A 19,844-nucleotide genomic window follows, 5' to 3' on the forward strand; every position below is an offset into this window, starting at 1 on the left:
GATGGATAAAAAAACAATTTTGGGTATTGTCGTCGTGGCGGTCCTTTTTCTGGGATTCGCCTATGTCAATACCAAACAGCAGGAGAAATATCAGCAGGAAATGGCCGCGTGGCAGGCCTATCAGGATTCGGTAGCCGCCGCTTCGCGTCCCGCGGTTCCCGCGGCGGACAGCGTGGCAGGCGGCGCTGCGGAGAGTGCGGTTGCGGCGTCCGGTGAGACGGCGGCGCCCGAAGCGGAGGCGGATTTGGCCCAGACCGTGCGTCAGCGTCGGATCGCCGCGATGGGCGAGTATCTGACCGCGGCGCAGGAGGCAGAGCCTGAAGAGTTTACGGTGGAGAACGAGGTGATGACGGTGCGTTTCTCGACGCGCGGCGGACAGATCACGGGCGTGACGCTCAAGGACTACACCAAGTACGCACCCCGCGGTCAGCGCGACCAACTGATCGAGCTGATGGACCCTGCGAGCGCCCGGTTCGACATGTCGTTCTATGTGAAGAACGGCCTGAACAACGTCAAGGTCAATACGATGGATTACGTCTTCCGCGCTGAACCCGTGGAGACGGCAGGCGATGCCCGGCGTGTGACGATGCGTCTTGCGGTGGCGGAGAACGCATGGCTCGAATACGAGTACCTTATATATAATAAGCAGGCTCCGGAGCGCGATTACCTCGTGGATTTCAACGTCCGGCTGGTGAACATGGCCCCGCAGATGGCCAACCAGACTTCGATCGGCATCGACTGGTCGAATGTCTCGTACCAGAACGAGAAGGGTTTCCAGAACGAAAACATGTACACGACGCTGGCCTACCGTTTTCCGGGCGAGAGTTCGATCGAGGAGCTGGGCATGAGTGACGGCGCCAAGTCGAAGAGCGTATCGACGGCGGTGAACTGGGTGGCTTTCAAGCAGCAGTTCTTCTCGTCGGTCTTCATCGCGCCGCAAAACGTCTCCAGCGCCAACATGGCCTTCGATACGGCGGCTCCCGGCTCGGAGCTGCTCAAGAGTTTCTCCGTACAGATGGCCGTGCCCTACTCGGCGCAGGTCGAAGGGTATGATTTCGCATTCTACTTCGGTCCCAACAAATATGCGATCCTGAAGAAAGTCACCGACAACAACGGTGCGGACCTCCATATGGAGCGTCTGATTCCGCTGGGATGGGGTATCTTCGGCTGGGTGAACCGCTGGTGCGTGATTCCGGTCTTCGACTTCCTGCGCAACTACATCGGCAGTTTCGGCATCATCATCCTGATTCTGGTGATTCTCGTGAAGCTCGTCATCTCGCCGCTCACCTACAAGAGCTACGTGTCGATGGCCAAGATGCGCCTGATAAAACCGCAGGTGGACGAGCTTAACAAGAAGTATCCCAAGAAGGAGGATGCCATGAAAAAGCAGCAGGCGACGATGGAACTTTACAAAAAGGCCGGCATCAACCCCATGGGCGGCTGTATTCCGATGCTGATCCAGCTGCCGATCCTGATCGCCATGTTCCGTTTCTTCCCGGCGTCGATCGAGCTGCGCGAGCAGCCGTTCCTCTGGGCCGACGACCTCTCGTCGTACGACAGCATCGTGAACCTGCCGTTCTCGATCCCGTTCTACGGTGACCATGTCAGCCTGTTCGCGTTGCTGATGGCCGTGTCGCTGTTCGGCTACTCCTACTTCAACTACCAGCAGACCGCTTCGTCGCAGCCCCAGATGGCCGGCATGAAGTTTATGATGGTCTACATGATGCCGATCATGATGCTGTTGTGGTTCAACAGCTATTCGAGCGGCTTGTGCTACTATTACCTGCTGTCAAACCTCTTCACGATCGGGCAGACGCTCGTCATCCGCCGCATCGTGGACGACGAGAAGATTCATGCCGTGATGCAGGCCAATGCCGCGAGGAAGTCGAAAGGCAAGAAATCGAAATTCCAGCAGCGCTACGAGGAGCTGATGCGTCAGCAGGAGGCCCAGCAGCGGGCCAAACGCAAGTAGTTCCCGGACCGGAAGCCTTCGGGAAGAGACCGGACCCGACTGGAATTGACCGGGAGCGGTCAGAACCGGCCCGAAGCGTTCGGACTGCGGAATGGACTGCAGAGAACAGGCCGGAGACGAAACCTTTGAACCGGGTGTGCGTCTCCGGCCTTGTTTTTGCTCTGGTGCGGATGTGTAAAATCGTACGACTATGATGAAACGAATTTTTTTTGTGCTGGCGCTCATGGCGGCCGGCACGGCGCTCCGGGCGCAGAGTCTCGGCGGGGAGTATCGGCTCAAACGGATCGTTCCGGTCGAAGGACGGCAGGGAATCGCCGCCGACTCGAACTATTATTACGTTTCGGGCAGCACGGCGCTCTACAAGTATGACAAGCAGGGGCGGCTGGTCGCCGAAAACGAACACCCGTTTGAAGGACTGCCGCTCGAAGCCAATCACTTGGGCGATATCGACGTGTGGAACGGCGAGCTGTATGCCGGTATCGAGACTTTCGAAGACGGCAAGGGCGAGAACATTCAGGTCGCCGTTTACGATACGGACAACCTGAAATGGAAGCGTTCGATAGACTGGGACCCCGAATCGGGGCAGGTCGAGGTGAGCGGACTGGCCGTGGACCGGGACAACGACATGGTCTGGATGTCGGACTGGGTGGACGGCCGCTATCTGTACGGCTACGATCTCAAGACGGGGAAGTATGCCCGCAAGGTGCACCTGCGTCCGGTTCCGCAGTGGCAGCAGGGGATCTTCATGGTGGACGGCCGGATGCTGATCTCGGCCGACGACGGCGATGCGGACCTCGACGAGCCGGATACGATCTATGTCGCCGACATGCGCGACGGGAAGAGTTATGCGACGGCGCTGTCGTTTCGCGCGATGACCGATTTCCTGCGTGCGGGTGAAATCGAAGGATTGGCGATAGATCCGCAGACCGACGAATTGCTGGTGCTGGCCAACCGCGGTTCGCGGATCGTGCTGGGGATGGTCAAGGGCTTTTATCCCGGCTACGACAAGGAACTGCATGAGGTTTATGTTTTCGAAAAGGTAAAATAGAAAAAGTCCCGAAAGGGACTTTTTTTCTATTTGGAGCGGACATGGCGCCGCCGGGTGCATTTGCCGGGTGCATTTGCCGGGTGCATTTGTCGGGCGTGTTTGGCGGGGCTGGAACGGAAGTCTGTCAGGGACGGTTGCAGGAACCGATTGCCGTGGCATCTGAGAGGGCGGACGATGGGGCGGGCTGAGTTGCGGGGACCGCGATGGTCCGAAGCCTGCTGCTTGGCGGTTTCGGGTGCGTGATTTATAGATCCGGTCCGGTTGCTTGCAGGGAGTTGCGGTCGCTGACGATCGCGTCGAAATTTTCCAGCGCCCAGCCGATGAGCGAGACAAGATGGGGCATGAGCGATTCGCCGCGGGGCGTGAGGGCGTATTCGACGCGCGGCGGCACTTCGGGGTAGACCGTGCGCGAAAGCAGGCCGTCCTGTTCGAGCCGCCGCAGGGTCGAGGCGAGCATCTTCTGCGAGATGTCGGTCATCCGGCGGTGTATCTCCGAAAAGCGCAGACGCCCGCCCGTGTGCAGGTTGTAGAGCACCAGCAGGGACCATTTGTCGCCAAAGCGGTCCACGATATTGCGGATGGGGCAGGCGGCGTACCCCGGATCGGTTGCGGTTTTCGCCATCTTATTCGACGTAGAGCACGAGTCCTTTGAGGTATTCGCCTTCGGGGTGGTAAATGCTGATCGGGTGGTCGGCGGGCTGCGTCATCTGGTGCAGGATGCGTACGTTGCGGCCTGCGATGGCTGCGGCCGAGAAGACCGTCGTGCGGAACAGTTCCTTCGATACGGCCTGCGAGCAGGAGAACGTGAAGAGGATGCCGCCGGGTTTGATCTGCGAAATGGCGCGGGCGTTGAGCCGCTTGTAGCCTTGCAGGGCGTTGCCCAGCACCTTGTGGTGTTTGGCGAAGGCCGGAGGGTCGAGGATGATCAGGTCGTATTTGTCGCCGATGTCCTTGAGATACTCCACGGCGTCGGCCGCAATCTCGCAGAAATCGGCCTCCCGGCCGAAGTTGAGCACCATGTTTTCGGTGGCGAGTGTCACGGCGCGTTCGGAGGAGTCCACCGAGCAGACCTTTCGGGCGCCGCCCGCCATGGCGTAGACCGAGAATCCGCCCGTGTAACAGAAGGTGTTGAGCACCGTGCGGCCTTTGGCGTAGCGTTTCACCAGTTCGCGGTTTTCGCGCTGGTCGAGGAAAAAGCCCGTCTTCTGGCCTTTCTCCCAGTTTACGAGGAATTTCTCGCCGTTTTCCGTCACGATGTGCGATTCGTGGTCGGAGCTGCCCCACAGATAACCGTCCACGGCGCCCAGCCGGGCGTTGAACGGCACCGTCTGCGAACTTTTGTCGTAGATGGCCGTGATTTTGTCGCCGTAAGTCGCCCGTATCGCCTTGGCGATCTCCATGCGGGCGTGGTACATGCCGACCGAGTGGCACTGGACCACGGCCGCCGTGCCGTAGATGTCCACGACCAGTCCCGGCAGGGCGTCGCCCTCGCCGTGCACCAGCCGGTAGCAGTTCGTGTCGGGATTGTCCGTAAGTCCCAGCGTGCGGCGAACGTCGTGCGCCACGGCGATGCGGCGGTTCCACCACTCCTGATCGATCGTCTCCCGGCAGAACGACAGCACGCGCACGGCGATCGAACCGATCTGGTAGTGTCCCTGCGCGATGAATTCGCCCGAACGGGTGTATACTTCGACCAGAGCGCCTTCGGCGATTTCCGATTCGTCTTCGGCCTTGATGTAGTCGATGGCCCCCGAAAAAATCCACGGGTGGCGGCGCATAAGAGACTCTTCCTTGCCTTTGCGCAGGTAGATTTGAGGTGTCATGCTTTGGGACGTTTTATTTTGGGTGTGTGCAGCAGTTTGTCGTAGATCGCCGTGCAGACCCACGCATCGGTCGCGGCGTAGAGTTTCTGTTTGTCGGTGAGCGTCGCGGCCTCCCAGTTGCTCAGACGCTGGGCTTTGGAGACGCGCTGCCGGAGGACGATGGCCGAGAGTTTACGCAGGCTCTTGTCCTCGATGCCCCATTCGGGGGCGATGGACTGCAGGTCCACGAATCCGCCGTCGCGGAAGTGGCGGATCTGGCGCAGCGAGCGGAGGTCGCCCGCCACGTCGGCGCCGATTTTGAGGATGGAGTCGGTTTCGAGCACCTGAAGGATCGGCTTGGCCAGCGGAATCTTGTTCAGCCGGAACAGAAAGCAGAGTTGCGGAGTCGAGAGCTGAAGCAGCGAAACCCGGTAGCTTATGCCCGGACGGAACGAGGGGCGCGTCTCGGTGTCGAAGCCCACGACGGCCTGTTTCATCAGAAACTTGCAGGCCGGCACGATGTCGCGCTCATGCTCGATGATGCGGATTTCGCCCTTGAATTCGATGGCGGGAAGCGCGGCGGTCTCCTCGTTGCTTATTTTATCGGTAAAATTATTTGTCGTAGTCATGCGATGGAACGTTCCCACAAAATTACGGAATTATTTCCGGAAAACGACATGTTCGCAGACCTTTTTGCGATCAGGCGTCGGGGCGCCGGGTTATTTCAGCCTGATTTTCCCGTCCTTGCCGGTGGCGAGCAGACCCTCGTCGAGCAGTTGCCGGATCACTTCGCCGGTCCGCTGCACGCCGCCCGGAAATCCGTCGGCCAGTTCGCGCGGGTCGGCGGGGCCTTGGGCCAGCCGTTCGAGCACCTCTTTGCGCAGGCTTTCCGCCGCATTGCCGGCGGCGTCCGCGGATTTTTGTTTTGCGGCGCGCCGGCGGGCCAGACAGATGTCGCAGACGCCGCACGGCGCGGGATCGCCCTCGCCGAAGTAGGCTTCCAGCACGGCGCTCCGGCAGCGGGTTTCGTTGGCGGCGTAGTCGAGCATGTGTTCGAAACGTTCGCGCATCAGCTCCTGACGCCGTTTGTAGGTGTCGGGAGAGATGTAGAGGTCGGCGCGGGGAAGCCGCTCCTCGTTCATGAAGAGGATCGGCGAGCGGTTGGAGGGGACGTAGCGGATCACGCGCAGCTGCCAGAGCCGTTTGAGCAGCTCCTTGACCCGCTCGACGGTGTAGCCGCTCCACGTGGCGATCTCGCCCTCGTCGATCTGGCGGAATTCGGTGAAGACGCCGTTGTAAAGGCGCAGCAGCGTGCGGATGAAGTGGTCGAGTTCGTCACGCTGGACACGGATGCGGTAGAGATCGTCGCGGCTTACGCAGAACATGATTCGCGCCGGATTCTCCTGCGCGTCGGTCAGCGTCATGTAGCCGTTCTGCTGCAGGAGCTTGAGCGCGCTCTGCACCGTGCCGGAGTAGAGGTGCTCGCGGGCGCAGAAGTCGTGGATGTTGAACAGAAACGAAGCTTCGGCGCCGTCGCCGATGCCGATCTGCAGGTAGGAGCAGACCTTTTCGTAGATGTCCTTGATCTTTTCGAGCGGCGGAAATTCCTGCTCGAAACGCTTTATGATGCGCCCTCCGTCGTCGGGAGAGGTCAGCAGCAGGGCGTAGCTGCGCACGCCGTCGCGGCCTGCGCGGCCGGCTTCCTGATAGTAGCTTTCGAGCGAATCGCACATGGCGTAGTGGGCGACGAATCGCACGTCGGGTTTGTCGATGCCCATGCCGAAGGCGTTGGTGGCGACCATGACGCGCGTCCTGCCCGCGACCCACTCCTCCTGCCGCAGCGAACGCTCGGCGTGTCCCATCCCGCCGTGGTAGGCCGCAGCCGTCACGCCCTGCCGGCGCAGCATGTCGGCGACCTGCTCGGTGCCTTCGCGCGTGCGGACGTAGACGATGCCCGAACCGGGAACGTTCTGGACCAGCCGGAGCAGCTGCCCGTTTTTGTCGTCGGTGCGGCGGACGCTGTACGAGAGGTTGGGGCGCGCGAAACTGCTGCGCAGGATATGCGGCTCGGCGAAGCGCAGGTGGCGCATGATGTCCTCGGCCACGAGCTTGGTCGCCGAGGCCGTGAGTGCCAGCACGGGAACGCCCGGCAGTTTTTCGCGCAGTTCGGCGATGCGCAGGTACGAAGGGCGGAAGTCGTAGCCCCACTGCGAGATGCAGTGGGCTTCGTCCACGGCCAGCAGCGAGACCTTCATGCGCTCCACGCGCAGACGGAAGGCTTCGGTGGCGAGCCGTTCGGGAGCCACATAGAGGAATTTGACGTCGCCGTAGACGCAGTTGTCCAGTGCGATGTCGATCTGCCGCGGCGAGAGTCCCGAATGGATGGCGACGGCCGGAATGCGCCGCGCCCGCAGGCGGTCCACCTGATCCTTCATCAGGGCGATCAGGGGCGTGACGACGATGCACAGTCCCGGCTGCGCGAGTCCCGGAACCTGATAGGTCAGCGACTTGCCGCCGCCCGTGGGCATGAGGGCCAGCGTATCGCGCCCGGCCATCGCCGAGCGGATGATCCGCTCCTGTACGGGACGGAATTCGGTGAAGCCCCAGTAGCGCTTCAGCACCTCGAAAATCTTGTCTGCGGACCCTTCCATGCACACAAAGGTAGGAAAAATTAGGCGGTTTGAGGAATTTTTCATACTTTTGCATTCGGTTAAACGTTCGACAAAATGAAGATAAGCGAAAAGTTCAAAGTGCGCGAGATGGCGGGGGAGCATGTGATTATCATGCCGGGCCGCGTCGGTGCCGATATGACCCGGATTCTTGCGCTCAACGACTCGTCGCTCTATCTTTGGGAGACGCTCCGCGGCCGCGATTTCACCACCGAAGAGGCCGCCGGCCTGCTTACCGAACGTTACGAGGTGGACGAGGCTACCGCCCTGCGCGATGCGCAGGCATGGGCGGGGAAGCTCGCCGAATGCGGCGTGCTGGAGTAGCCGGAACCTAATATTATTGCATGAAACTGAAAAGACTCATATCGCTGTTACTGCTCTCCGTCTACCTGCTGGCGACGGGCGGACCCGCGTATGTGTCGCTTTCATGCAAGTGCGTCGCGATGAAGGCCCGTGCCGCGCACGTATGCTGTCATCACTGCCAGCACGGTGCGGATACTTCCGACGGAACCGCGTCGCTGAAGGCCACCTGCTGCGGCAATCACCATTCGACGGAGATCAATCTCTATACATTCTCGCAGGACAGCGAAAAATCGACCCGTTGTACGGTTACCGACCTGCCGCCCGCGCTGGTGGCCGAGGCTCCGGAGCCTGCCGACATCTCGCTCGGCGGGGAGAAAACCGTCGGACGCTGCGCCCCCTTCGTCGAACGGGGCCATGTCCGCTGCGCGGGACTCCGCGCCCCTCCCGTATTGGCTTAAAACCCTTTTGGGGCGGATGCTGCGTGCATCCGTCCGGAATCAGTTTTAACCAATAACGGAACGTAATGAAAATCAACAAAATTTTAGTTTTATCTGTTTCAGCCCTCGCTGTGTGCGGCACCCTCAGCGCGCAGGATTTGCGGGGCGTGGTCCGCGACGCCGACAACCAGCCGCTGGTGGGCGCTTCGGTCTATTGGGAGGGTACCACGATCGGCGCCAGCACCGACGCCGAGGGAGCTTTTCTGCTCCACCGCGTGAAAGGTTACGATAACTTGGTGGCTTCGTATCTGGGCTTCGTGAACGACACGCTGCACGTCGCGAACGGCGCGGAGCGGATCGAATTCGCACTTAGGGCGGACGGCGTGGAGCTGGAGGACGTCGTGGTCGAGGGCAACCTCAGCGGCAACTTCGTCAAGCGCGACGGCATCGTCAAGAACGAGATGATTTCGTTCGCGGGTCTCTGCAAGATGGCCTGCTGCAACCTCGCCGAGAGCTTCGAGAATTCGGCTTCGGTGACCGTGGGGTACAGCGACGCCATTTCGGGCGCGCGTCAGATCAAGATGCTGGGCCTTGCGGGCACCTATACGCAGATTCTCGACGAGAACCGTCCGATCATGCGCGGCCTGAGCGCCCCCTACGGCCTGAGCTACACGCCGGGCATGTGGCTTAATTCGATTCAGGTCTCCAAAGGCGTGGCCTCGGTTACGGCCGGCCATGAAGCCATCACGGGCCAGATCAACCTCGAACACCGCAAGCCTACCGACGACGAGCGTCTGTTCGTGAACCTCTACCTCGACGACGAGCTGCGTCCCGAAGCCAATATCTCGACGGCGTTTCCCGTCTCCAAGAACAAGAAACTGTCGAGCGTGATCCTGCTGCACGGTTCGATGGACACCGACGTGCGCAAGATGGACCACAACGACGACGGGTTCCGCGACCTGCCGCTGGCCGACCAGCTCAACATCGCCAACAAGTGGCTCTATGCCGCCGACAACGGCACGCAGATTCGCTGGGGCTGGAAGTTCGTGCAGGAGAACCGGCTGGGCGGCATGCTCGACTATAAGAATTCGATGCGCGACCAGATGCGCGAGAAATGGGACCAGCCGGGTACGCTTTACGGATCGAAGATCCGCAACCGCGGCGCGAACGGCTATTTTAAAATAGGTACGCCCGTCGGACCCTCGGTATACGATCCCGACGAGAAGGACGAGATGCGTTCGAACCTCGCGTTCGTGGCCGACTTCGACCACTTCAACGAAAACGCCTACTTCGGTCTGAACGACTACAAGGGCAACGAGAATGCGCTGGCGATGAACCTGATGTACAATCACTACTTCACCTACCGTTCGTCGCTGATCGTCGGCGCGCAGGCGCAGCTGCAGTATTACCGCGAGAGTCTGGCCAACAATACGCCGTGGATCGAGGCCGCGAAGTCGCGTTTCTACGATTTCGACCGCAGCGAGCAGGAGGTGGGCGCCTATGCCGAGTACACCTATGCCGTCAAGGACAAGTTCTCGATCGTTGCCGGCGTTCGCGGCGATTACAACGCCTTCTACGACAAGTTCTTCGTAACGCCCCGCGGCCATATCCGCTGGAACATCACCCCTTCGACGACCTTGCGCGGCTCGGCCGGACTGGGGTACCGTTCGACCAATGTCATCACCGACAATATCGGTATTTTGGCGACGGGTCGCGCGATCGTTTTCAAAGACAGCGACTTCTCGAAGTTCAACCGGCTGGAAAAGGCCCTGACCGTGGGCGGAAGCCTGACGCAGACCTTCGGGCTGGTGAGCGCCGACGACGCGACGCTGAGCTTCGACTATTTCCGCACGCAGTTCTACAACTCGGTGATTGCGGATCAGGAGTATAACGCCGACCAGATACTTCTCTACAACTCGGACAAACGCTCCTATACGGACACCTACCAGATCGACTTCTCGTGGACGCCGGTCGAGCGGCTCGATATTTTCGCGACGTTCCGCTATACGAACAGCGAAATGACGATCGACCGTCCCGACGGAACGACGGCCCGCGTGGAGCGTCCGCTGGTGAGCAAGTACAAAACGCTGTTCAATATCCAGTACGCCACGAAGTTCCGCCGTTGGGTGTTCGACGCCACGGCGCAGCTGAACGGTCCCGCGCGCATCCCGACGCAGACCGGAAATCTGGCCGACGACAAGTATTCGCCCCGTTACCCGATGTTCTTCGCGCAGGTGAGCCGCAAGATCGGCAAGTTCGATATTTATGTCGGCTGCGAGAATATCGCCGACTACCGTCAGCACGACCCGATTCTGAATGCGGACAATCCCTTTTCGACGGGATTCAACTCGATGAACGTCTGGGGACCGCTCATGGGACGTAAGTTTTACGCGGGTCTGCGCTTCAACCTCTATTGATGCGCTCTGCGGAAAAAAGAGATTCAAACCTTAAAATAACACGAAGATGAAAAAGATTTTAATGCTTTGCCTCGCCCTTGTGATGGGTGTCGGCATGTGCGCGGCCGAGAAGCCTGCCAACAAGAAAACGGTGACGACGGTGTTTACGACCGACATCGACTGCGAGCACTGCGTCAAGAAGATCATGAACAACGTTCCGTCGCTGGGCAAGGGCGTGAAGGACGTGCAGGTCGATCTGCCGAAAAAAGAGGTGACCGTGGTATACGACGGCACGAAGAACAACGACGAGAATATCGTCAAGGGCTTCGCTTCGCTCAAGGTGAAGGCCGAGCCGAAGAAAGCCGACGCGAAGAAATAGCGGCGGCCGGGTTTTGTTATTGAAAAGGGAGGACTTGCGGTCCTCCCTTTTTTGTCAGCCGTTCGTGTGATTGCGCGGCCTATTCCATCGGCCGTATGCGGACTTCGGTGACGCCTTCCAGCTCGCGGGCGAGACGGGCGGTGTCGGTTTTCTCTTCGACCTCGCCGTAGTGGTAGGGATAGAAGACCGCCGGACGGATCGCCTTGACCGCTTCGACGGCCTGATCCACGGTCATCGTGTAGGGCTGATTGACCGGAAGGAACGCGATGTCGATATTCTTGAGGGCTTTCATTTCGGGCGTAGGCTCCGTATCGCCTGCGATGTAGATGCGCGTGCCGCCGACGGTAAGGATATAGCCGCAGTCCTCGCGGTCTTTGGGGTGGAATTGCAGGTGCCCGTCGGTGGTGTTGTAGGCGGCTACGGCCTCGACCTTGAGGTAGTCGCGCGGTGCGGCGACGCTGCCCGGCCGCATCGTGTAGCAGTTCATTTCGAACGCTTCGGCCGAGGTGCGGTCGCAGAGGATTTCGGTTTGCGGCGTCTGGATCGCTTCGACGGCCGCAACGTCCAGATGGTCGTAATGCGAATGGGTGATCAGGATCACGTCGGCCTTCGGCAACGCCGCGTATCGGGCGTAGCCGCTGACGGGATCGACATAGACGTATTTGCCGCCGACCTCGATCGAAAGCGAGGCGTGCCGGAAGAAGGTGATCGTGATTTGCGTGCCGTCGCGTGTGGTCAGCGTGTCGGCGGGGTATTCGGGCGCTGCTTTCTTTCCGCAGCCGAGCAGTGAAAGGAGGGACATAAGTAACAAGAGTTTTGGGTTCATTCCTCAAATATTGTACATAACAAGGGCAATATAGTGAAAAAAAGTGAAATATTCGTACCTTTGGCCTGCATTCGAAAAGGTCGAGGTGTCGTTCGAGGACGACCGGACGCTGCGCGTCAAAGGATCGCTGCTGGGGTTCAGCCGTTCGGTCTATTGGCAAAAAATCGAATAAATGTGCATTTTTTTGCGCCGGGGCGCAGTATTTTTCGAATTTGTACGTTTATATCGCATAATTTAGTATTGAAATTCTTATGATGAAAAAAGTTTTATTTGTAGCGGCCGTGGCTATGTCGCTGGTTTTTAGCGGGTGTATGAAGGAAGACGACACCTACAAGAAATTGAAGCCCGTACAACCGGGGCTTAACATCTACACCGGTGCCATGAACCAGAATATCGTGTCGATGCAGCAGGCCAACTTCGGCTTGCGGCTTGCGATGCTGGTGGCCGAGGCCGACAAACAGCAGAAAACGATCGACGAAGTGACGGTCGGCAGCAGCAATACACTGCTGAAAAGGCAGTTGCTGGGCAATGCCAAAGTCGAGACTACGGCGAACGGTTACAAGATCACGTTCGATGCCGATTATGCCGACCTCGACACTTATGTCCGCAAGGGCACGCTGCTGATCAACACCAACGAGACGGCGCTGCTGAAAGATGCTACGGAAAGCAAGCCGTGGATCGTTACTTTCGAGGATAAACTGACGATGGGCTATTCGGGCGGCGACATGCAGGCCATCACGCTGACGGGCGGTCTGACGAAACTCTATTTCGTCGAGTCGTCGGGCGCATACGGAATCGGGCTGGAGGCTCAGCAGTCCTATGTCGGCAAGACCGAGGAGCTAACCTCCAACTGGAACGGCAAATTTACGGTGAAGCCTGAGAACGTGAATTTCACCTATACGGACTGCGCCGGCAAGAAGTTCATGCTGAACGGCACGGCTACGGGCCGCACGTTCAACACCTATGACGGCATTTCGGCGACGACGATGAGTCTCAGGATGACCAACGGCGAGTATTACTCTTCGTCGGCCCTCTACGGCGGCAAGATCGAAGCGTCGCTGGGCGACGGCTACAATCCGAGTCTCTATCCGTCGAAGGATGTCATCGTGGAGATCACCTTGGAAGGTACGCGGCTTCGTCAGACGATCACCTATGCCGGTCACGTCGTGACGGTTTAGGAAATTTTATCCGAATGAAAAAGAGCGGGGCTTGTCGGCCTCGCTCTTTTTTTGTCGCTCTGTATTTCCGTCGTCAGGAAGATTGTCGGTCGAGCCGCATGACCGAAGGGATGCAGAATGCGACGAGTCCGATGCAGCAGATGACCGTGCCGGCGATGACGAAGGTCGTCGTCAGGCCGACATGCTCGGCGAGGAAGCCCGTGCCGAGCAGTCCGATCGCCGAGGGGAGCAGTCCGAAACTGTAGTACAGCGACATGACGCGCCCCAGCACTCCCGCGTCGATGCGGCTTTGGATGACGGAGACGAACGACGAGTTGAAGACGCTGCTCGTGACGCCTTCGATCAGGGAAAGGGCGGCGAAGAGCGCGAATGCCGTGGGCGGCAGCATGCCCGAAGCGGCGAACAGCAGTCCGATGGTCAGGTACATCAGGTTTATCAGCACGATGCGGTTGACGCGGTAGGTTCGGGCGCCCATGACGGCGCCGCCGATCAGCGCGCCGCCGCCCCACACGATCTCGATCAGGCTCATTTCGTAGGCCCCTCCGCCGAAGTGCTGTAGCGTCATCAGCGGAAACATCACGCCGACGGGCATGATGAAGAACCACACGAGGACGGCCAGCGTGAAAAACCAGCCCATGCCCGGAACGGCGTGCATGGCGCCGAACCCTTCGCGGAACTCGCGCCAGAGACTGGGCTTTTGCGCCGTGCTGCGTTCGGGATTGGGAATGCGGACCAGCAGCAGGGTGGTGCAGGCGATAAAGGCCCCCGCGACGTCCAGCAGCAGGATGTTGCCGATGCCCGTCAGGTTGATCAGCAGGGCGCCGAACGCGGGCCCGATGATGTTCGACAGCGAACTGATGATCTGGTTGATGCCGGCGATGCGCGTCAGCTGCTGCTTGGGCGCGAGCAGCGGCACCGAAGCCTGCATGGCGGGGGTGTGGAAAGCCGACCCGATGGAGCGGCATGCCAGCAGCACGTAGATATGCCACATGCGGGCGACGTCGAGCCAGAAAAGTACGGCGAGGAGCAAGGTGCACAACGCGATGAAGCTGTCCGCCAGAATCATCGTCCATTTACGGTCCCAGCGGTCCACATAGACGCCGACCAGCGGACCCAGCAGCGACTGGGGAAGCATGCCGGCAATGGCGGCCAGCGCCAGCACCTGCGCCGAGCCTGTTTCGAGGCTCACCCAGAAGATGATGGCGAAGGCGACGACCGAACTGCTCAGGATCGAGGCCAGCTGTCCGCTCCAAATGACGGCGAATGTCTTTTTCCAGTTTTCCACGCTGCGTTTTTGCGGTTACATGCCGATCCGCGGGAAGACGAAGCCTACACGCGTTTGATCGGACCAGAACCAATAGTGCTGTTTGTCCGATTTGAGCAGCACGAAATCTTCGATGCTGCCGATGTTGAGTCCCGTGTTGTCGGTGAAGGTGCCGCGGACCTTCTGTCCGTCGGAGGGCATCGACTCCAGCTGGAGACTGACAAATTTCAGGCCCGCGTCGTCCTGAATGCGGAACGTAAGCGTCGTCGGATCGACGAACAACTGCTGCTGCGCCTTGTCGAAGAGCCGCAGCGCTTCTCCGCTGCGGTAGATTCCTACGGCTTGGGTCTCCTGCAGCGCCGTGCGCTGGGCCTTGAGCGTCGGGTCTTCGGTTTTGTCTTTCGAGCAGGCGGCTGCGGCCGCGAGACAGATCAGCAGAAGATATTTGAGGTGTTTCATGGCGGATGCTATTTGACGGTGATGTATTTGACGATATACTGCTGCGACTCCTCTTCGGCGTCGGTGACGACGGCCATGATGGTGTGTTCGCCTGCCGCGAGAGTCGTGTAGGTGTTTTCGGTCTTCCGGTTGTCGATGTACCAGTCGATCCGGCCGATCTTGCCGCGGTAGTCGAGCAGACTCAGCATGACCGGCGTGTCGTGCGTGTATCCCTCATCCGGAACGCAGATGCGTACGCTTTTATAGGTGTAGGTCGGCTCCGTATTGAAGACCATGTCTTTGCTGCTGTCCACCGTGTCGGATACCTGTGCGATGGAGAGTGCGTATTCGGTGGCGGGCGACAGACCCGTTATGTGGAAGGCGTTGCATCCCGTTACGGTCTCTGAACGCTGTGTGCCTGCCGATTTCCATGTGATCTCCCACTCGGCGGCCGGATCGCCCTCCCATGTCAGCAGGGCGTCGTACTGCTTGGCGCTGACCTCGGCCTTGAGATTGGCCTTGGTCTTGACCGACAGCCGGACCTGCGAACCGTCGAGTTTTATATCGCTGAACGAAACGGAAGGTTTACCGCTGTTCCATGAGATATAGTCCGCGTTGGTTTCGGGCGAGAGCGACGTGATGTTGTTCGCGCCGGGGAAGAACGTCTTCTGGGGAACGTCGTAGGACGACCGGCCCGGAACCGACCGCACGAGTTTCATACATTCGTGGGCCGGATTGTTGTTGAGCGTATTGTAGGACCACTGCGGGGCGTATCTGCTGGTGTAATCGACATGATATACCAGCAGGCCGCGGCACGCTGCTGCGCTGTTGAGGGGCTGATCCCACTTGTTGTTCCGGGTGTCGCGGTTCTCCAGCAGGAAATAGTCGTTCGTCGTCGGCGTCTGCACCAGATAGCCTTTGTTCTCCGAGACCGGAGCAAGCGTGTAAAGCCCGTTTTCCGTGACCTCTTCGGGTTCGGCCCAGCCGACCATCCAGCGTTCCAGTATGTTGACCGACGGCGGCGTGCGGCTGTTGTTGTTATAGCTGCCCGAACACATCAGCGAGAAACTCTCCAGCGCCGGGGCGGTGCCGCCCGATGCCGAGTAGTCGGTGTCGTAGAAGTCGGGCCAGCCCAGCACATGGCCGAATTCGTGGCAGAACGTGCCGATGGCGGTCATCTGGTAACCGCCGTTCAGCTCTGCGCCGCAGGCGTATCCCTGCAGTTGTACACCGTCGAATCGGACATCTAGATACTTCGAATTAACCCGTACGTCCCACCGGTGCGGCCAGATGCTTTGCGTATCGCCTGAGTCTGCCTGTCCGCGCCCGGCGTAGAATACGAAGACGTCGCGTATGACTCCGTTGTCGGCGAAATCTGTGAAGTTGACGTCGTTATCGGCCAGCCGGCATGCTTCGACGATCAGTTCCGGTACATTGTCCGAACCCTCGCTCCCGGCGTAATATGCCGATGTTTTCGAGGCTTTGTAGGGACCCACCACGACGAATTCGGGATCGAACAGTCTGTTGGAGTTGTCCTGATAGTAATTCCATGCGCTGCCCGTCGCGCCGTTGACGCTGTAGCCGTCCTGCATGAGCAGGTTGCGGAAATCCTGCTGCGCCGATGCCGAGGCGAATTTCTTGTCGGAGGACTCCACCAAGATAATCAGCGATTTGAGCCGGCCTGTGGTTTGGGCCGAGGTGATGCGCCGCGGAGGGGCGGGCTTTCCGGCTGCGGGAAGCACGGGGGCCTGCGTTTGCTGCGGCGCCGGCATGACCATCGGTTTGACGTAGGTCGGTTTGAGCTCCTTCCCCAGTCGTGAGACGACGGCTTTCTCATCGGCGGTGAGTGCGTTTACCGGACGGGCCTTGACTTTTGTCGGGATCAGTTTTCCCGAAGCCGAAAGCTCGGCGTAGTAGAGGTCGCCGTCGGGACCTCCGGTCAGCGTATAGCCGTCCGAGGAGAGCATGTAGTGGCGGCGCTCGTCTCCGACGAGACGGACGGTGAGTTGCGTGCCGTCGCTCTGGGTTACTTGGATGAGACCCGGTTTGGCGGGAACGGCGTGCGCAGTTCCGATACCGCAGAGCAGCGCTGCGGACGCGGCGGCAAGCGAAAGGAAAAAGTGTCGCATATGGTTTGTTTTAGATATAAGTGTATAAATGTACGATAAAATCCGGAAATTACTGCCGGTTTTATCGAAAACCGCATCGTCCGGTTATATATCGGAATTAAAAAAGGCGGATACCGAGGTATCCGCCGCTATAAACCTTTCCGCAGAGAGGTTATTTAACTGCTTTAACTATTGCCTCGAATGCTTTCGGCTCGTTCATCGCCAGATCGGCCATAACCTTGCGGTTGAGGGCGATGCCCTTGGCGTTGACTTTGCCGATAAATTGCGAATAGGTCATTCCCTGCGCGCGGACTGCGGCGTTGATACGCGTGATCCACAGCGAACGGAACGTCCGCTTCTTGAGTTGACGGTGTGCATAAGCATAGCACAGACCTTTTTCGACCGTGTTTTTCGCAACGGTCCAAACGTTTCCCCTTGAACCAAAGTTACCTTTGGCAAGTTTCAAAACTTTCTTTCTTCTTGCGCGTGACGCAACAACGTTGACTGAACGTGGCATACTGTAAAGTTTTTGAAGAGCTGTCAGCGATGCGGTTCTCCCGCATTCTTTGGGGCTGTTTCGCTCCGATTAATAAAATGTCCGCCCGGAAATTACTTGACGAGCAGGTTCTTGATTTTGGCTTCGTCAGCCGCAGAAACGGTACCCGAATAGCAGAGGTTGCGTTTCTGTTTCGTCGTCTTTTTGGTCAGGATGTGACTGTGATAAGCGTGTTTGCGCTTGATCTTTCCTGTGCCGGTGAAGGTAAAACGCTTCTTCGCAGCGGCATTGGTTTTCATTTTCGGCATTGTCGTAAATAGTTAATTAGTTAAACATAGCCTGCAAAGATACGAAAATTTCGGCACTCTGCAACCTTGAGACGGAAAATTCTCCTCTTTTTCACCGGAAAACGTTGTCCGGCGCAAGGGGTGTCCGCCCCGTGCGGAAGGCTTCTTCGTGTCGGCCTGTCGTTCCGTCCGCCTGTTCCGGCATATACGCACGCCGGCATCCGGTTTGCCCGTCCCGATAATTTGTACTATATTTGATAGGGAATAAAACCGCGGAACTATGGAGATGGAGTGGGATTTGATATTGAGATTGTGTGTGGCGGGCCTTTGCGGTACGGTGATCGGTCTTGACCGCGAGTACCGGGTCAAGGATGCGGGATTCCGCACCCATTTTCTGGTCGCGCTGGGCAGCGCCCTGATGATGATCGTGTCGCAGTATGGGTTCGAGGGCTTTCTGGCCACGCACGACGGACTGCGGCTCGATCCCAGCCGTATCGCGGCGCAGGTGGTGAGCGGCATCGGCTTCATCGGTGCCGGTACGATCATCATTCACCGGCAGCTGGTGCGGGGACTTACGACGGCGGCCAGTTTGTGGGCCACGGCGGGAATCGGACTTGCGGCCGGAGGACATATGTATGTCGTGGCCGGAGCCGCCACGCTGCTTACGCTCTTTGCGCTGGAGGTGCTGACGCTCTTTTTCGGCAGGCTGGGGCGCCGTCGGATCATGGTCGTCTTTTCGGCCGCCGACCGCAAGGCGATCGACGCCATGTTCAACGAGCTGCAAAGCGGGGAATACGCCGTGATCTCCTATGAGGTCGAGGCGCAGCGCAGTCCCGACGGCGTCGTATACCGTGCGACGCTGGTTATCCGGGCAAAGGGGAATGCCGACGAAGAACGCTATGTCGATCTGCTGCGCGAGAATCCCGATGTGACCGTCGAGCGGATCGTTTAGAACCAGCGGTATACTTCGCGGAGCGTTCTCTCCTGCGACATGTCGTTAGGGTTGGTGCCCGGAACGCCTTCCGGGACGGACTCACCCCGGCGGGCGAAAAGCTCGGTCCAGAATTGCGGCAGCGTGCCGTCTTCCGCCCGGAAGTTCATCGGACGGGCCGTGAAGATCGGCGAACCGTCGTTTGTCCGGTAACATTCCCAGACCAGTTCGCTGCAATAGAATTTCCCGTTGTCGGGCCGGAAAGAGTAGTCGTAGGGGAGTCCGAGGTAATTTCGCGCCCGCCTGACTGCTTCTGAGACTCCCGCAGTGTCCTTCAATCGCATGGCGACGACCGTCGGACGTCCGCCGATTTTTGCCGACCGGGCGAGGAATTCCGGCAGTGCCGTAAGCCGGACCCCGCCGTTCGTCGTAGCTTCGAGTACCGAATCCGCTCCGTTTTTCACCACGGCGATTCCCACGTGCGAGAAATTCAACCGTCCGTTTTCACCCGTCGCCGCGGTGATCGCTCCGGTCATATCCGAATTTTCTCCGGCCTGAAAGAGCAGGTCGCCCGATTGCAGTGCATGGTCGTTCCGGCCGCACGAAACAGCCGAAAAAAGTATACCTATATATAATAAGCTTCGTTTCATTCTGTCCGCTCTCTTGTGGGGACAAATATATTAAAAATTTTTCACAACTAACTCGCTGACGCATAGCAGGGTGTGAAAATGGCTCCGAAAATGTTGAAAAAAAGTCTCCGAAATATTTGGAAATAGCGATTAAATGCCCTTATCTTTGCACCCGCTTCGAGAGAGAAACACTACTCCGAAACACAAAAACAGGTTCTGAAAAATTTTGAAAAAGTTCCGAAATCTTTTGGAGATTCAGAAAAATGACTTACCTTTGCACCCGCTTCGAATAAGAAATACGGTTCGAAACGATAAAAGAAAAGGTTCTGAAAATTTCTGAAAAAAAATCTTTCAAAAAGATTTGGTGGTTCAAAAAATATGACTTATCTTTGCACCACTTTCCGCTGAAAAATCGCGGTCAGGACAATGGGGAAAGCCGAAAGGCGGAATCCGGCAAAAAGAAAGAAATTGTTCTTTATAGCAATATAATCGAACAGCGTTCTTTGAAGTATTTGAGCAGCTAAAAGTTTTTTCCACTCTCACAAGAGAGTGATTTCAAACAATACCTTTGAGATTAGAGCGAAAGATTTAAAACAAAACATTATTTATACAATGGAGAGTTTGATCCTGGCTCAGGATGAACGCTAGCGGCAGGCTTAACACATGCAAGTCGAGGGGCAG

20 protein-coding genes and 1 rRNA gene are annotated in these 19,844 nt (G+C 58.4%); 10 read left to right on the forward strand and 11 right to left on the reverse strand.

Translation table 11 applies throughout. From position 1 onward, the window contains the following. The first annotated feature begins 1 nt into the window (after position 1). Entirely contained in the window at positions 2 to 1,972 is a 1,971-nt protein-coding gene (gene yidC / locus ACESTR_RS11170; protein ID WP_278433841.1) for a membrane protein insertase YidC, read from the forward strand. Positions 1,973 to 2,165: 193 nt separating this feature from the next. Next, positions 2,166 to 3,020, forward strand: coding sequence for a hypothetical protein (locus tag ACESTR_RS11175; protein ID WP_278433844.1), 855 nt, complete (start codon positions 2,166 to 2,168; stop codon positions 3,018 to 3,020). 244 nt (positions 3,021 to 3,264) lie between these two features. On the opposite strand, the gene ACESTR_RS11180 is transcribed toward ACESTR_RS11175, so the two are convergent. The 4 genes from ACESTR_RS11180 to ACESTR_RS11195 all read right to left on the reverse strand — a co-directional run bounded on the left by ACESTR_RS11180 (position 3,265) and on the right by ACESTR_RS11195 (position 7,473). After that, the gene (locus tag ACESTR_RS11180) at positions 3,265 to 3,642 is read right to left on the reverse strand and encodes a winged helix-turn-helix transcriptional regulator (protein WP_009598844.1); all 378 of its coding nucleotides are present in this window, start codon (positions 3,640 to 3,642) and stop codon (positions 3,265 to 3,267) included. A 1-nt stretch (position 3,643) separates the two neighbouring features. Beyond that, complete coding sequence (locus ACESTR_RS11185; RefSeq protein WP_014774353.1) at positions 3,644 to 4,843, reverse strand: class I SAM-dependent rRNA methyltransferase; 1,200 nt, start codon at positions 4,841 to 4,843, stop codon at positions 3,644 to 3,646. Then, complete coding sequence (locus tag ACESTR_RS11190; protein WP_009598866.1) at positions 4,840 to 5,451, reverse strand: 3'-5' exonuclease; 612 nt, start codon at positions 5,449 to 5,451, stop codon at positions 4,840 to 4,842. Before ACESTR_RS11190 ends, ACESTR_RS11185 begins: the two co-directional genes overlap by 4 nt. Positions 5,452 to 5,541: 90 nt before the next feature. Continuing rightward, the gene (locus ACESTR_RS11195; RefSeq protein WP_042493872.1) at positions 5,542 to 7,473 is read right to left on the reverse strand and encodes an ATP-dependent DNA helicase RecQ; all 1,932 of its coding nucleotides are present in this window, start codon (positions 7,471 to 7,473) and stop codon (positions 5,542 to 5,544) included. 75 nt (positions 7,474 to 7,548) lie between these two features. Here ACESTR_RS11195 and ACESTR_RS11200 point away from each other — a divergent pair, with 75 nt between their 5' ends. The 4 genes from ACESTR_RS11200 (at position 7,549) to ACESTR_RS11215 (ending at position 11,006) form a co-directional block, all read left to right on the forward strand. Then, complete coding sequence (locus tag ACESTR_RS11200; RefSeq protein WP_009598854.1) at positions 7,549 to 7,815, forward strand: PqqD family protein; 267 nt, start codon at positions 7,549 to 7,551, stop codon at positions 7,813 to 7,815. 20 nt (positions 7,816 to 7,835) lie between these two features. Next, on the forward strand, positions 7,836 to 8,252 hold the full coding sequence (locus ACESTR_RS11205) for a hypothetical protein (protein ID WP_014774350.1): 417 nt from the start codon (positions 7,836 to 7,838) through the stop codon (positions 8,250 to 8,252). Positions 8,253 to 8,317: 65 nt separating this feature from the next. After that, positions 8,318 to 10,648 (forward strand): TonB-dependent receptor, encoded by a 2,331-nt coding sequence (locus tag ACESTR_RS11210; protein ID WP_279063999.1) that lies wholly within the window; start codon positions 8,318 to 8,320, stop codon positions 10,646 to 10,648. A 46-nt stretch (positions 10,649 to 10,694) separates the two neighbouring features. Beyond that, positions 10,695 to 11,006, forward strand: a complete 312-nt coding sequence (locus ACESTR_RS11215) for a heavy-metal-associated domain-containing protein (protein WP_009598804.1) — start codon at positions 10,695 to 10,697, stop codon at positions 11,004 to 11,006. A gap of 79 nt (positions 11,007 to 11,085) precedes the next feature. On the opposite strand, the gene ACESTR_RS11220 is transcribed toward ACESTR_RS11215, so the two are convergent. Next, entirely contained in the window at positions 11,086 to 11,808 is a 723-nt protein-coding gene (locus ACESTR_RS11220) for an MBL fold metallo-hydrolase (protein WP_014774347.1), read from the reverse strand. 67 nt (positions 11,809 to 11,875) lie between these two features. Here ACESTR_RS11220 and ACESTR_RS11225 point away from each other — a divergent pair, with 67 nt between their 5' ends. Beyond that, positions 11,876 to 12,004: a hypothetical protein gene (locus ACESTR_RS11225; protein WP_262708628.1), complete on the forward strand. Its 129-nt coding sequence runs from the start codon at positions 11,876 to 11,878 to the stop codon at positions 12,002 to 12,004. An 82-nt stretch (positions 12,005 to 12,086) separates the two neighbouring features. After that, the gene (locus tag ACESTR_RS11230; RefSeq protein WP_279066316.1) at positions 12,087 to 13,010 is read left to right on the forward strand and encodes a hypothetical protein; all 924 of its coding nucleotides are present in this window, start codon (positions 12,087 to 12,089) and stop codon (positions 13,008 to 13,010) included. Between the two features lie 73 nt (positions 13,011 to 13,083). Here ACESTR_RS11230 and ACESTR_RS11235 read toward each other — a convergent pair whose 3' ends face one another. From ACESTR_RS11235 to rpmI, 5 genes are all read right to left on the reverse strand, one after another. Beyond that, complete coding sequence (locus ACESTR_RS11235; RefSeq protein ID WP_279005499.1) at positions 13,084 to 14,295, reverse strand: MFS transporter; 1,212 nt, start codon at positions 14,293 to 14,295, stop codon at positions 13,084 to 13,086. A 15-nt stretch (positions 14,296 to 14,310) separates the two neighbouring features. Beyond that, positions 14,311 to 14,733, reverse strand: coding sequence for a hypothetical protein (locus ACESTR_RS11240; RefSeq protein WP_237959045.1), 423 nt, complete (start codon positions 14,731 to 14,733; stop codon positions 14,311 to 14,313). 8 nt (positions 14,734 to 14,741) lie between these two features. Beyond that, entirely contained in the window at positions 14,742 to 16,841 is a 2,100-nt protein-coding gene (locus tag ACESTR_RS11245) for a M6 family metalloprotease domain-containing protein (protein ID WP_217729475.1), read from the reverse strand. 151 nt (positions 16,842 to 16,992) lie between these two features. Further along, positions 16,993 to 17,337 carry a 50S ribosomal protein L20 gene (gene rplT, locus ACESTR_RS11250; protein WP_009598791.1) on the reverse strand — a complete coding sequence of 115 codons (345 nt, stop codon included), beginning with the start codon at positions 17,335 to 17,337 and terminating at the stop codon, positions 16,993 to 16,995. Positions 17,338 to 17,429: 92 nt separating this feature from the next. Continuing rightward, positions 17,430 to 17,624: a 50S ribosomal protein L35 gene (rpmI, locus tag ACESTR_RS11255; protein ID WP_009598828.1), complete on the reverse strand. Its 195-nt coding sequence runs from the start codon at positions 17,622 to 17,624 to the stop codon at positions 17,430 to 17,432. A gap of 259 nt (positions 17,625 to 17,883) precedes the next feature. Between rpmI and ACESTR_RS11260 the strand changes: the two genes are divergently transcribed. Beyond that, the gene (locus ACESTR_RS11260; protein ID WP_227042515.1) at positions 17,884 to 18,555 is read left to right on the forward strand and encodes an MgtC/SapB family protein; all 672 of its coding nucleotides are present in this window, start codon (positions 17,884 to 17,886) and stop codon (positions 18,553 to 18,555) included. On the opposite strand, the gene ACESTR_RS11265 is transcribed toward ACESTR_RS11260, so the two are convergent. Further along, a complete protein-coding gene (locus tag ACESTR_RS11265; protein WP_227042516.1) occupies positions 18,552 to 19,184 on the reverse strand; it encodes a YiiX/YebB-like N1pC/P60 family cysteine hydrolase in 633 nt (210 codons plus the stop codon). The genes ACESTR_RS11260 and ACESTR_RS11265 overlap by 4 nt on opposite strands. Before the next feature lie 588 nt (positions 19,185 to 19,772). Between ACESTR_RS11265 and ACESTR_RS11270 the strand changes: the two genes are divergently transcribed. Beyond that, positions 19,773 to 19,844, forward strand: a 16S ribosomal RNA gene (locus ACESTR_RS11270); the annotation flags it as partial.

It is taken from the genome of Alistipes sp. DJF_B185 (assembly GCF_964250025.1).
Taxonomy (GTDB): Bacteria; Bacteroidota; Bacteroidia; order Bacteroidales; family Rikenellaceae; genus Alistipes; species Alistipes finegoldii.

Excerpts from the sequence above, each read along its gene's own strand:
- yidC (WP_278433841.1), top strand. The coding sequence starts at position 2 with ATGGATAAAAAAACAATTTTGGGTATTGTCGTCGTGGCGGTCCTTTTT.
- ACESTR_RS11175 (WP_278433844.1), top strand. The coding sequence starts at position 2,166 with ATGAAACGAATTTTTTTTGTGCTGGCGCTCATGGCGGCCGGCACGGCG.
- ACESTR_RS11180 (WP_009598844.1), bottom strand. The coding sequence starts at position 3,642 with ATGGCGAAAACCGCAACCGATCCGGGGTACGCCGCCTGCCCCATCCGC.
- ACESTR_RS11185 (WP_014774353.1), bottom strand. The coding sequence starts at position 4,843 with ATGACACCTCAAATCTACCTGCGCAAAGGCAAGGAAGAGTCTCTTATG.
- ACESTR_RS11190 (WP_009598866.1), bottom strand. The coding sequence starts at position 5,451 with ATGACTACGACAAATAATTTTACCGATAAAATAAGCAACGAGGAGACC.
- ACESTR_RS11195 (WP_042493872.1), bottom strand. The coding sequence starts at position 7,473 with ATGGAAGGGTCCGCAGACAAGATTTTCGAGGTGCTGAAGCGCTACTGG.
- ACESTR_RS11200 (WP_009598854.1), top strand. The coding sequence starts at position 7,549 with ATGAAGATAAGCGAAAAGTTCAAAGTGCGCGAGATGGCGGGGGAGCAT.
- ACESTR_RS11205 (WP_014774350.1), top strand. The coding sequence starts at position 7,836 with ATGAAACTGAAAAGACTCATATCGCTGTTACTGCTCTCCGTCTACCTG.
- ACESTR_RS11210 (WP_279063999.1), top strand. The coding sequence starts at position 8,318 with ATGAAAATCAACAAAATTTTAGTTTTATCTGTTTCAGCCCTCGCTGTG.
- ACESTR_RS11215 (WP_009598804.1), top strand. The coding sequence starts at position 10,695 with ATGAAAAAGATTTTAATGCTTTGCCTCGCCCTTGTGATGGGTGTCGGC.
- ACESTR_RS11220 (WP_014774347.1), bottom strand. The coding sequence starts at position 11,808 with ATGTCCCTCCTTTCACTGCTCGGCTGCGGAAAGAAAGCAGCGCCCGAA.
- ACESTR_RS11230 (WP_279066316.1), top strand. The coding sequence starts at position 12,087 with ATGAAAAAAGTTTTATTTGTAGCGGCCGTGGCTATGTCGCTGGTTTTT.
- ACESTR_RS11240 (WP_237959045.1), bottom strand. The coding sequence starts at position 14,733 with ATGAAACACCTCAAATATCTTCTGCTGATCTGTCTCGCGGCCGCAGCC.
- ACESTR_RS11245 (WP_217729475.1), bottom strand. The coding sequence starts at position 16,841 with ATGCGACACTTTTTCCTTTCGCTTGCCGCCGCGTCCGCAGCGCTGCTC.
- rplT (WP_009598791.1), bottom strand. The coding sequence starts at position 17,337 with ATGCCACGTTCAGTCAACGTTGTTGCGTCACGCGCAAGAAGAAAGAAA.
- rpmI (WP_009598828.1), bottom strand. The coding sequence starts at position 17,624 with ATGCCGAAAATGAAAACCAATGCCGCTGCGAAGAAGCGTTTTACCTTC.
- ACESTR_RS11260 (WP_227042515.1), top strand. The coding sequence starts at position 17,884 with ATGGAGATGGAGTGGGATTTGATATTGAGATTGTGTGTGGCGGGCCTT.
- ACESTR_RS11265 (WP_227042516.1), bottom strand. The coding sequence starts at position 19,184 with ATGAAACGAAGCTTATTATATATAGGTATACTTTTTTCGGCTGTTTCG.